The organism is Streptomyces sp. NPDC028289 (assembly GCF_055565975.1).
Genome location: NZ_JBVHTI010000004.1, coordinates 775,361 through 786,974 on the forward strand (window position 1 = coordinate 775,361; position 11,614 = coordinate 786,974).

Annotated in this window: 10 protein-coding genes; 4 read left to right on the top strand and 6 right to left on the bottom strand. The window is 73.1% G+C overall.

Going from position 1 to position 11,614, the window contains the following annotated elements:
- The first annotated feature begins 18 nt into the window (after positions 1-18).
- Both ACZ4UV_RS23525 and ACZ4UV_RS23530 read left to right on the top strand, forming a co-directional pair.
- Positions 19-879, top strand: coding sequence for a 3-hydroxybutyryl-CoA dehydrogenase (locus ACZ4UV_RS23525; protein ID WP_451019063.1), 861 nt, complete (start codon positions 19-21; stop codon positions 877-879).
- Between the two features lie 221 nt (positions 880-1,100).
- The gene (locus ACZ4UV_RS23530) at positions 1,101-2,477 is read left to right on the top strand and encodes an MFS transporter (protein WP_467840387.1); all 1,377 of its coding nucleotides are present in this window, start codon (positions 1,101-1,103) and stop codon (positions 2,475-2,477) included.
- Between the two features lie 32 nt (positions 2,478-2,509).
- Here the strand turns inward: ACZ4UV_RS23530 and ACZ4UV_RS23535 are convergent, their stop codons facing one another.
- From ACZ4UV_RS23535 to lnt, 4 genes are all read right to left on the bottom strand, one after another.
- On the bottom strand, positions 2,510-4,477 hold the full coding sequence (locus ACZ4UV_RS23535; RefSeq protein WP_451019065.1) for a helix-turn-helix domain-containing protein: 1,968 nt from the start codon (positions 4,475-4,477) through the stop codon (positions 2,510-2,512).
- Between the two features lie 76 nt (positions 4,478-4,553).
- Entirely contained in the window at positions 4,554-5,360 is an 807-nt protein-coding gene (locus tag ACZ4UV_RS23540) for a 3-hydroxybutyrate dehydrogenase (RefSeq protein ID WP_467840390.1), read from the bottom strand.
- Between the two features lie 54 nt (positions 5,361-5,414).
- Positions 5,415-5,894: an NUDIX hydrolase gene (locus ACZ4UV_RS23545; protein ID WP_390039621.1), complete on the bottom strand. Its 480-nt coding sequence runs from the start codon at positions 5,892-5,894 to the stop codon at positions 5,415-5,417.
- A 67-nt stretch (positions 5,895-5,961) separates the two neighbouring features.
- Positions 5,962-7,575, bottom strand: a complete 1,614-nt coding sequence (lnt, locus tag ACZ4UV_RS23550) for an apolipoprotein N-acyltransferase (protein WP_451022822.1) — start codon at positions 7,573-7,575, stop codon at positions 5,962-5,964.
- Between the two features lie 185 nt (positions 7,576-7,760).
- On the opposite strand from lnt, the gene ACZ4UV_RS23555 reads away from it, so the two are divergent.
- Positions 7,761-8,789, top strand: coding sequence for an O-antigen ligase family protein (locus ACZ4UV_RS23555; protein WP_451022821.1), 1,029 nt, complete (start codon positions 7,761-7,763; stop codon positions 8,787-8,789).
- A gap of 151 nt (positions 8,790-8,940) precedes the next feature.
- On the opposite strand, the gene ACZ4UV_RS23560 is transcribed toward ACZ4UV_RS23555, so the two are convergent.
- Both ACZ4UV_RS23560 and ACZ4UV_RS23565 read right to left on the bottom strand, forming a co-directional pair.
- Positions 8,941-9,498, bottom strand: coding sequence for a hypothetical protein (locus tag ACZ4UV_RS23560; protein ID WP_451022820.1), 558 nt, complete (start codon positions 9,496-9,498; stop codon positions 8,941-8,943).
- Between the two features lie 89 nt (positions 9,499-9,587).
- The gene (locus ACZ4UV_RS23565) at positions 9,588-10,379 is read right to left on the bottom strand and encodes a glutamate racemase (protein WP_467840394.1); all 792 of its coding nucleotides are present in this window, start codon (positions 10,377-10,379) and stop codon (positions 9,588-9,590) included.
- A 39-nt stretch (positions 10,380-10,418) separates the two neighbouring features.
- Here ACZ4UV_RS23565 and ACZ4UV_RS23570 point away from each other — a divergent pair, with 39 nt between their 5' ends.
- A complete protein-coding gene (locus ACZ4UV_RS23570; protein WP_467840396.1) occupies positions 10,419-11,612 on the top strand; it encodes a glycosyltransferase in 1,194 nt (397 codons plus the stop codon).
- Positions 11,613-11,614 lie beyond the last annotated feature (2 nt).

An 11,614-nucleotide genomic window follows, 5' to 3' on the forward strand; every position in this document is an offset into this window, starting at 1 on the left:
GACCGGATAGGACATCACATGGACTCCGTCACCCGTCTCGGCGTCGTCGGCTGCGGCCTCATGGGTTCCGGCATCGCCGAAGTCGCCGCCCGCAACGGCCTCGACGTCCGTGTCGCCGAAGCCACCCCCGATGCCGTCGAGGCAGGCCGCCGTCGAGTCACCGCCTCCCTCGACCGAGGCGTGCAGCGCGGCAAGGTCACCGAGGAACAGCGCCACCATGCCCTCGCCCGGCTCTCGTTCACCCACGACCTCAGTGACCTGTCCGACCGTCAGTTCGTCGTCGAGGCCGTCGCCGAGAACCGCGAGATCAAGACCGACGTCCTGCGCGCCCTCGACAAGGCGGTCGAAGACCCCGCGGCGATCCTGGCCACCAACACCTCCTCCATCCCCGTCGTCGACCTCGCCGTCGCCACCGAGCGGCCCCGCCAGGTCATCGGCATGCACTTCTTCAACCCCGTTCCAGTACAGAAATTGGTCGAACTCGTTCCCGCCCTCACCACCAGCCCGGACACCGTGCAGCGCACCCGCGACCTGGCCACGCAACTCGGCAAGCAGCCCATCCAGGCACCCGACCGCTCCGGCTTCGTCGTCAACGCCCTCCTCGTGCCCTACCTGCTCAGCGCGGTCCGGATGGTGGAGTCCGGCGGCGCCCGGCCCCAGGACATCGACCAAGGCATGGAACTCGGCTGCGCCCATCCCATGGGCCCGCTACGCCTGCTCGACCTCATCGGTCTGGACACCGCCCAAGCCGTCGCCGAGTCGATGTACGAGGAGTTCAAGGAACCGCTGTACGCCCCGCCGGCACTACTGCGCCGCATGGTCGCCGCAGGCCACCTCGGCCGTAAGAACGGCCGCGGCTTCTACGCGTACGACGCCTGAACAAAGGCAGACCGCCCACAAAGCCCAGGTCTGCCCAGTACCGTCGTGACGCTACGTGATGGGCACAACGCTCCTCACTCGGACTTCGAAGTGGAGGCATAGGGGGCGCACGCACACTCCCCCCCGAACTATGTAGTCCCACCACATGTCCGCCTGACCTGCCTCTTCCTACGGTGTGCCGACACGTACCCGTCCCCACCACACACGAGGAAGTGGCGCACATGACCTCCGCAGCATCCGCTCCACCGACGCCCGGCACCCTCGCCAGTCTCAAGCGCATCGTCGCCGCCAGCCTCATCGGCACCACCATCGAGTGGTACGACTTCTTCCTCTACGGCTCCGCGGCCGCCCTCGTCTTCAACAAGCTGTTCTTCCCGGACTCCGACCCGCTCGTCGGCACGTTGCTGTCGTTCCTGACGTATGCCGTCGGGTTCGCGGCCCGGCCGCTCGGTGCCCTGGTGTTCGGGCACTACGGCGACCGGCTCGGGCGCAAGCGGCTGCTCGTGCTGAGTCTGCTGCTGATGGGCGGGGCGACGTTCGCGATCGGGCTGCTGCCGACGCATGCGACGGTCGGCGGTGCGGCGCCCGTCCTGCTGACCCTCCTGCGGCTCGTCCAGGGGTTCGCGCTGGGCGGTGAGTGGGGCGGCGCCGTGCTGCTCGTCTCCGAGCACGGGGACGCACGCCGGCGCGGCTTCTGGGCGTCGTGGCCGCAGACCGGGGCCCCGGCGGGCCAGCTGCTGGCGACCGGTGTGCTGTCGCTGCTCACCGCCGTCCTGTCGGACGACGCCTTCGCGAGCTGGGGCTGGCGGATCCCGTTCCTGCTCTCCGGTGTGCTGGTCGTCGTCGGTCTGTGGATCCGGCTCTCCGTCGACGAATCGCCCGTCTTCCGCGCGGCGTTGGCACGGTCCGAGGCCCGGCGGAGCGCCGGGAGGGCCGAACAGCCGCCGCTCGTCGCCGTGTTGCGGCACCACTGGCGTGACGTGCTCGTCGCGATGGGCGCGCGGATGGCGGAGAACATCAGCTACTACGTCATCACCGCCTTCGTCCTCGTCTACGCCACCACCTCCGCCGGTGTCTCCGAGCAGACCGCGCTGAACGCCGTACTCATCGGCTCCGCCGTGCACTTCGCCGTGATCCCGGCGTGGGGCGCGCTGTCGGACCGGGTCGGGCGGCGGCCCGTCTATCTGCTGGGCGCGGCCGGGATCGGGCTGTGGATGTTCCCGTTCTTCGCGCTCGCCGACACCGGGCGGTTCGGGTACCTGGTACTGGCGGTGACCGTCGGCCTGGTGCTGCACGGCGCCATGTACGCGCCCCAGGCCGCGTTCTTCGCCGAGATGTTCGCGACCCGGATGCGCTACTCCGGGGCCTCCGTCGGCGCCCAGTTCGCCTCCGTCGCCGCGGGTGCGCCCGCCCCGCTCGTCGCCACCGCCCTGCTGGCCGACTACGACAGCCCGACCCCGATCGCCCTGTACGTGATCGCGGCGTCGGTGCTCACCCTGGTCGCGGTGGGCGTGGCGAAGGAGACCCGGCGGCGTGACCTGGCCGACGACGGCGCCGCGACCGAACCGGCGCGCGGCGAAGACGTGCCCGCCCGCTGAGCCCGCGCCGCCGGTCCCCCGTCCCCGGGGGATCAGCGGCGCTCCGGCGGCGCCCCCAACCGGTGGAGGCGCAGCGCCAGTTGGATCTCCAGGGCGCGGGCGGGACTCTGCCAGCCGTCGCCGAGGAGGCGGGCCACCCGCTCCAGCCGCTGGGCCACCGTGTTCACATGGACGTGGAGTTCGTCCTTCGTGCGGGCCGGGCTCATCCCGCACGCGAAGTACGCGTCGAGGGTGCGCAGCAGTTCCGTGCCGCGCCGCCGGTCGTAGGCGACCACCGGGCCGATGGTGCGGGTGACGAACGCGGCGACGTCCCGTTCACCGGCGAGGAGCAGGCCGAGGAAGCCGAAGTCCTCGGCGGCGGCGCCGTCACCGCCCCGGCCGAGGAGGTTCAGCGCGTCGAGGCAGCGGCGGCCCTCGGCGTAGCCGGCCGCCACGGCGTCGGGGCGGGCGGCGAGGTCGGCGACGGGGGCGGAGGCGCCGACGGTCACCGGCTGGTGGACGGCGGTGCCGAGGTGCCGGGCAGTGCGCCGGGCCACGTCGGCGGCGGTGTCGCCGGGGTCGAGGGGCAGCAGCAGGACGGTGCCGCCGTCACGGGCGGCGGCCAGGCCGTGCCGGGTGGTGGCGAGGTGGGAGGCGGCCGACCACAGCCGGCGGCGCACTGCCGCCGCCTCCTCGGCGTCCGCCACCGGGCTTTCCGGGCGGGCTGCGAGCACGACGTGCGTGGCGTCGAGGTCGGCGTGCAACCGGGCGGCGCGGTCCCGCAGCTGGCGCGGTTCGCGGACCCGGGCGTCGAGGAGGTCGTCCAGCAGCTCGCCGCGCACCCGCTGTTCGGCCTCGGCGGCGGAGCGGCGGGCCAGCAGGAGCAGCGAGGTGACCATCGCGGCGCGTTCCAGGGTGCGCTGGTCGACGGGGTCGAGGCCGGCACGGCCGCGCAGCACCAGCGCGCCGAGGAGTTCGCCGCCCGCGGCGACCGGGGCGATCCAGTCGCTGCCGTGCCGTACCGCGTGCCCCTCCGTGCGCGACGTCTCCAGCGACCGTGCGTCGGCGGTGTCGGTGAACTCGACCGTGCCGCCGAGGACCTGGGAGACGGCGGCGGCCACGTCGTGGACCTGGCCGCCGCGCAGCACGAGTTCGGCGAGCCGGTCGTGGATGTCCGAGGCGCGTTCGATGACCGCGCTGTGGTCCTTGATGATCTCGTTGGCCCGCTCCAGTCCGGCCATGGCCGAACGGGTCTCGGTGAGCAGGTTCGCCGTGTCGATGGCGGCCGCGGCGAGCGCGGCGAAGGAACCGAGCAGCGCGATCTGCTCCCGTTCGAAGACGCGTGCCCGCCGGTCCGCCGCGAACAGCACCCCGATGACGTGCGGTCCCAGCATGAGCGGGACGCCGAGGATGGCGACCAGCCCCTCGTCGCGCACTCCGGCGTCGATGGTGAGCGTGTGCTGGAAGCGGTCGTCCTTGAAGTAGTCGTCGGTGACGTACGGCCGCGCGGTCTGTGCGACGAGTCCGCCGAGCCCCTCCCCCATGCCCAGCCGCAGCTGCTGGAAGCGGGCCGCGACCGAGCCCTCGGTCACCCGCATGTAGGTGTCGCCGCGCGCCGGGTCGTTCAGGCTCAGGTAGGCGACGTCGGTGCCGAGCAGGGAGCGGGCGCGCTGGACGATGGCCTGGAGCACGGCGTCCACGTCCCGCAGTCCTGCCAGGTCGTGAGCGGTCTCGAACAGGGCGGACAGCTCGGCCTCGCGTCGGCGTCTGCCCTCCAGCTCGCTGCGCACCCGCAGCGCGAGGAGCTTGGCCCGCTCCAGGGCGGCGATCCGCTCCGGTGGCCGGTTCTCGGCGCGGGCGAGCAGCACCGGCTGCTCGTACGCCTCCGCCGAGGCGCCCCTGGCCAGCAGTTCGAGGTACGCCGGCTCGGCACCCCCGGGCGCTTCCGCGCCCAGGTCGAGGGCACCGGCCGCGGGGGCCGGAGCCGGCCGCCTGGCGGACTGCACGTGATTGCGAGACATGGTCACAGGATTCCGCATCGCCGCTCCGGCCCGTCGGGCCTGTGGAAAACTCGCGGGCCGCCGGGTACTCGGTCCGTCAGTGGGCCGTCCAGCCCCCGTCGAGCACCAGCGAGGTGCCCGTGACGAAGGACGCCTGGGGGCCGCAGAGGTAGGCCACGGCCTCGGCGACCTCGTCCGGTTCGACGAGCCGCTTGACGGCGCTGTCGGTCAGGAGGACCTCGGACAGCACCCGCTCCTCGGGGATGCCGTGCGCCCGTGCCTGGTCGGCGAGCTGCTTCTCGACCAGCGGGGTGCGGACATAGCCCGGGTTCACACAGTTGGAGGTCACCCCATGGGGCGCGCCCTCCAGAGCGGCCGTCTTCGACAGCCCCTCCAGACCGTGTTTGGCTGCCACATAAGCGGACTTGTAGGCGGAGGCGCGCAGCCCGTGGACGGAGGACACGTTCACGATCCGGCCCCAGCCCTGCCCGTACATGTGCGGCAGCGCGCCCCTGATGAGCCGGAACGGCGCCTCCAGCATCACGGTCAGTACGGTGTGGAAGACGTCCGGCGGGAACTCCTCGATGGGGCGGACCAGTTGGAGGCCCGCGTTGTTGACGAGGACGTCGGTACCGGCGGCGGCGCGTTCGGCCGCGTCCAGGTCGGTGAGGTCGAGGACGTACGGTTCGACGGCCCCGCCGCCCGCCGGGCCCAGGGCCCGCCCGGCCGAGTCCACGAGCCCGGCCAGTCCGGGCTCGTCCCGGTCGACGGCTCTGACCCGGGCCCCGGCGGCCGCGAGACGCAGGGCGCAGGCGCGGCCGATGCCCCCGGCGGCGCCGGTGACGAGGGCGGTGCGGCCGTGCAGGTCGAGGGCGGGGGCGGTACGGGTGCTGGGCGAGCTCATGGGGCGACCCTAGGTGCCGACCCCCCACTCCCACATAGCGTCGGCACACATACTTCAGCTATAAGCCGTAGGGTCAAACCATGTGGGTGCATCCGACATGGCCTGCTTGATCCGGAACACCCCGAACTCGTTCAGCTCCGGCAGGGCATCCACGTCGAACCAGGCCACCTCCAGCGACTCGTCGTCGTTCACACGGGCCTCGCCGCCGACGGCCCGGCAGCGGAACGTGATGTCCATGTACTGGCAGACGTCGTCGTTCGGGTAGGTGACGGGGTTCAGCGCCTGGACGAGGACCACCCGCTCGGCGACACAGCGCACCGCGGTCTCCTCGAAGACCTCCCGCACGGCACAGGCCGCAGGCTGCTCCCCCGGCTCCGGAATGCCGCCGATGACCGACCACTTGCGGGTGTCGGTGCGGCGGCCCAGCAGCACTCTGCCCTCGTCGTCGAAGACGATGGCGGTGATCCCGGGCAGCCAGAGGAGCTGGTGGCCGGCGGCGGCCCGGATCGTGCGGATGAAGTCAGGAGTAGCCATGAGGCGACCCTAACCGCCCGCCTCCCCGCACCCGGCCGAAGCCACGGGGTGTACAGCGGGTGTACGGCTACGCGTCACCGGTGCGCCGGCCGCGCACCCCGGCCCCGATGGCCCAGCCGACCCCGCCCGCCGCGACCAGCACCAACGCGATCTCGGGGAGGATGCCCAGCTTGGTCGCGGGCGTCTCGGAGGTGCGCAGCGGCACCCTCTGCACCAGGTAGGCGGGCACGAACATGCCGGTCTTCTGGGTGATCTTCCCGTCCGGCATGATGACCGCGCTGACGCCGCTGGTCACCGGCACGGTGACGGTACGGCTGTGCTCGACCGCGCGGATCCGGGACATGGCGAGCTGCTGATAGGTCATCTCGCTGCGGTCGAAGGTGGCGTTGTTGCTCGGCACGGAGATCATCTCGGCGCCGTGCGTGACGGTGTCCCGCACGTCCCAGTCGAAGGCGGCCTCGTAGCAGGTGGCGAGGCCGACCTTGGTGCCGTCGATGTCGAACACACCAGGCTTGGTACCGCGGCTGAAGTCCTGGCGGACCATGCTGGTCCAGTTCTTGTTGATCGCACCGACCAGGCCGCGCAGCGGAAGGTACTCGCCGAAGGGCTGGATCTGCCGCTTGTCGTACGTCGCGGTCGGGCCCTTGACCGGGTCCCACAGGATCTGCTCGTTGAGGAGCTTGCCGCCCCGCTCGACTACCCCGCCGACCGAGATGGGCACGCCCATCGCCTTCGAGGCCTGGTCGATCACGGCGGCCGCGTCGGCGTCGGCGAACGGATCGACGTCGGAGGAGTTCTCCGGCCAGAGCACGAAGTCCGGCTTGGCGGCCTTGCCCGCCTTGACGTCGGCGGCCAGCTTGAGCGTCTCCTTGACGTGGTAGTCGAGCACGGCCTGCCGCTGCGACGCGAAGTCCAGGCCGGCCCGCGGCACGTTGCCCTGGATGACCGCGACGGTGACCGAGCCGTCCTCGGCCTTGTCGCTCACCAGCCCCCGCGCCGCGACCGCGCCCACCACGGGCACGGCCACGCTCAGCAGGGCCGCGGCCGCCGCCCCGCGCCGGATCTCGTGGGTGCGTCGGCCCTCGACGGCCAGCCGGCCCACCTCGTACAGACCGAACCCGCACAGGACGACGGCGAAACCCAGCACCGGGGTGCCGCCCACCGCGGCCAGCGGCAGGAAGACACCGTCCGCCTGGCCGAAGGCGATCTTGCCCCAGGGGAAGCCGCGGAAGGGCACGCGCGCGCGTGCCGCCTCGCCCGCGACCCATATGGCGGCCGCCCACACCGGCCAGGCCGGCAGTTTGGAGACGGCGGCCACACCCACGCCGACCAGCGCGACGAAGATGGCCTCGATGGCCACCAGCGCGAGCCACGGCCCGGCGCCGACCTCCACACCGGTCCACACCAGCAGGGGCAGCAGGAAGCCGAGCCCGAAGACATAGCCGAGACCGAGGGCCGCCTTCCAGGAGCGGCCGCGCAGCACCCATCCGAATCCGGCGAAGGCGGGCAGGGCCAGCCACCACAGGGTGCGCGGCGGGAAGCTGACGTACAGCAGCACTCCGCTGAGCGCGGAGGCGGCGGCCGGGACCAGACGGCGGAGCAGCCGGAGGGCGCGGGCGCGGGGCGCGGGACGCGGCGTGAGCTGGTCCGACTGGTCCAAGGAAGTTGCGGTGACGGTCACCCGGGGAGTGTACGGCGGTTGACCTTGCGGTCGACAGCACGGTCTCGGCATGCAGGAACCGCACCGTTCCGGTCCAAGTCGTCCACAAAGCGGACATCACCGGTTACGGTGTGCCGAGGCGGACGGCGGGGCCCGCCGCAGGTCGGGGGACCGGGGTACGGGGGGCGACGGTGGGATCGACCGGGATGACGTCCGCTGCCGACAGGGACACGGACAGCGACAGACGAAACGTTTCTGACGCGGTGGGCGTCGTGGTGCTCGGGGCGTGCGCCGCGTGGCCGCTGATCTCGGCGACCGGCCGCGACGGACGGCCCGAGGGGGTGCTGCTGGCGGTGCTCGCGGTGGCCGCGGGCTATGCCGCCGGCCGGATGTCCGGGGCGCTGCTGCCGGTGGCCGCGCCGTGTGCGGGCGCGCTGGCCGGGCTGGCGTTCGCGGTGGCGATGCCCCGGCTGGCGCCGGGCCCCCCGTTCGGGACGCCGCTCGGCCATGCCGGGGCCGTCGCGGCGCTGCTGGTACTCGCGACGGGCGGCGCGTGCTGCGCCGCATGGGCGACGCCGGTTCCGGCGCTGCGGTTCGGACTGCGGATGCTGGCCGCCGGCATCGCGGTGGCCGGGGCGGCCGTGGGTTCGGCGACCGGCTGCGCGGTCAGTGCCGTCGTCCTGCTGTGCTCCCTCGCCGCCGGCCGGACGCGGCGGCGGGGACCGGCCGTCGCCGGGCTGGCACTGGCGGCCGCGCTGGTGACGGGTACGGTCTGGGCGGTCGCCGCGGACGTCCTGCCCGCCGGCCTCGCCGCCGCCCTGGAGGGCCCCCTCACGGAGCACCGCGTCCAGCTCTGGCGGGACGCGGTGCGTCTCGCGCACCGGAACACCGCCGTGGGCGTCGGCCCCGGGCGCTTCGGCGAGCTGAGCGGCACCGCGTCCGAGGCCCTGCGGCCCGACGGCAGGCCGCACTCCGCGCCGCTCCAGCTGGCCGCCGAGCAGGGCCTGGTCGGCGTCCTGCTCCTGGCCACCGCGTTCTGCTGGATCCTCTACGCCCTGTGGCGGTCCGCCCGCTCCACACCGGTTGCCCTCACCGCCGGCGCTGCACTGACCGCCCTGGCCGTGATCGCCGCGGTCGGCAACGCGCTGAGCTTCACGACGGTGTCGGCGGGCGCGGGCCTGCTGGCGGGTCTGGCGACGGCACGCCCCTGGGTGGCGGGGGTGCCAGGCAGTTAGGCCGTACGAGTGTGGGGTCAAGCTGTGTGGTCGAGCTGTGTGGCCCAGCCACAGGTACGGCCGTATGGCCCAGCCACATGTGGTCACGCCACGCAAGGTCCCGGCACATGCGCCCCAGCCCCATGTGGTCCAGCCCTGTGTGCGGCCCGCGTCAGTGCGCTGTGCCCGGTGTGATGGTCCGCAGGCGTTCCCGGATGGCTCGCACCGCGGACTCGGCGTTGTCCACGGTGATCGTGAAGGTGTGGCCGTCCCACAGGCTCAGGACGATGCCCTCGCCTCGGCGGACGACGACGGCCGTGCCCTTCTCGGGGCGCCAGCGGTAGCCCCAGCCGCCCCAGTGGCGCGGGGTGATCTGCGGGGAGAAGTCGGCGCCGACCACGTGGGAGAGCGGAATACGACGGCGCGGTACTCCTATATGACCGCAGCGGACTTCGAGACACTCCCTGTCGAGCCTGAGGTCGACGTGGACGAAGGCGAGGGTGCCGAAGAGGACCAGCAGTCCGGCGGCGATACAGCCCACGACGGCCATCACCAGCGCGGTGACGCCCGAGGTCCAGGCGGAGTCCACGGCCAGTTCGATACCGAGCGCCATGCAGGCCGCGCCGACCAGCGCCAGCAGCCACTGCACCCGGTTCGTGGCGCGCCCGGTCCAGACGTCCGGGTGCGAGACGTCCTCGTCCGGGGAGTGGTCGCGGGGGTGGTCCCTCATGTCTACGAGATTACTCAGGTTTCGCTGCGCGGGCACCGCGTTGCGGAGGGTGACTGCTCACATCGGGGGTATCCCCGGCCCCGGACGGTTCACTGGGACGCGGCAGGACTGGCCGTGCGGAGCAGCCGGGCCTCGGCGTAGCCGAGCGCGGCCTCGGGCAGGTCGCCCTCCCGGCCGTTGAGCAGCACGGTCACCGTGCCGGTGGCCGGTGCGTCGGGGGCAGGCTGCGCACCGATCCGGCGCAGCGCCTGGGCGGCTACGGCGCCGGCTGAGCCGTGCAGGACGAGGGGGGCTGCGCCGGGGCGCTGGACGGCGGTGCGGATACGTTCCGCCAGAAGTTCGTAATGGGTGCAGCCCAGGACGACGGTCGTGACGTCGGCGGGGGTGAGCCGGGCCGCCGCGGTCACGGCGGCGTCGATGGCGGCCTGGTCGGCGTGCTCGACGGCCTCGGCCAGCCCCCAGCAGGGCACCTCGGTGACCGGTACCCCGTCGGCGAAGTCCTCGATGAGACCCCGCTGGTACGCGCTGCCCGTGGTGGCGGGGGTCGCCCAGATGGCGACGTGACCACCGCCGGCGGCGGCCGGCTTGATCGCGGGGACCGTGCCGATGACCGGGATGCCCGGTTCCAGACGTGCGCGCAGCGCCGCGAGCGAGTTCACGGTCGCCGTGTTGCAGCCGACGATCAGCGCGTCGGGCCGACGGGCGGCGGCGGCCTCGGCGACGGCCATGGCGCGCTCGGTGATGCCCTCGGGGGTGCGCGGTCCCCAGGGCATGCCCTCGGGGTCGAAGGAGAGGACGAGATCGGCGTCGGGGCGCAGCCGCCGTACCGCTGCGGTGGCCGCCAGCAGGCCGATTCCGGAGTCGATGAGCGCGATCTTCACCCGGCCACGATAGACGATGGGCCGTTGGGGGCAGGTCGGATGGGGCAGACTGCGCGGGTGAGCGCCATCGCGTGGACCGCCGCCGTATCCCTAGCCGCCTGGCTGTGGCTGCTGCTCTGCCAGGGCTTCTTCTGGCGCACCGACGTCCGGCTGCCGGCCCGGCGCGAGCCCGCGGAGTGGCCGGACGTGTGCGTGGTCGTGCCGGCCCGGGACGAGGCCGCCGTACTGCCCCTGAGTCTGCCGTCGTTGCTGGCGCAGGACTATCCGGGGCGGGCGGAGGTGTTCCTGGTCGACGACGGCAGTACGGACGGCACCGGGGAGCTGGCCCGGGAGCTGGCCGCGCGCCACGGCGGGCTGCCGCTGACCGTGACCTCGCCCGGTGAGCCGCCCGCGGGCTGGACGGGCAAGCTGTGGGCGGTACGGCACGGCATCGCTCTGGCACGCGCGCGTGGCCCCGAGTACCTGCTGCTGACGGACGCCGACATCGCGCACGGGCCGGACAGCCTGCGGCTGCTGGTGGCGGCCGCCCGCACCGGGGGCTTCGACGTGGTCTCGCAGATGGCCCGGCTGCGGGTGGCGAGCCTGTGGGAACGGCTCGTGGTGCCCGCCTTCGTCTACTTCTTCGCCCAGCTGTACCCGTTCCGCCGGATCGGCCGGAAGGGCTCGCGCACCGCGGCGGCGGCGGGCGGCTGTGTCCTGCTGCGCGCCGACACGGCGGAGCGGGCGCGCATCCCGGACGCCATCCGGCATGCCGTGATCGACGACGTGGCGCTCGCCCGCGCGGTGAAGGGCACCGGAGGCCACGTCTGGCTGGGGCTCGCCGACCGCGTGGACAGCGTGCGCCCCTATCCGCGCCTGCACGACCTGTGGCAAATGGTCTCCCGCAGCGCGTACGCGCAACTGCGGCACAGCCCGCTGCTGCTCCTCGGTACGGTCGCCGGTCTCGCGCTGGTCTACCTGGTGCCGCCGGCGGCGGTACTGGCAGGGGCGGTCACCGGCAGCACGCGGGCGGGGCTCGTCGGCGCCGCGGCCTGGCTGGTGATGACCGCGACGTACCTGCCGATGCTCCGCTACTACCGGCAACCGCTGTGGCTCGCTCCCCTGCTGCCGTTCACCGCGTTCCTCTACCTCCTCATGACGGTCGACTCGGCGGTGCAGCACTACCGGGGGCGCGGGGCGGCCTGGAAAGGCCGTACGTACGCGCGTCCCGACGCCGTCACCGACGAGGGCTGACC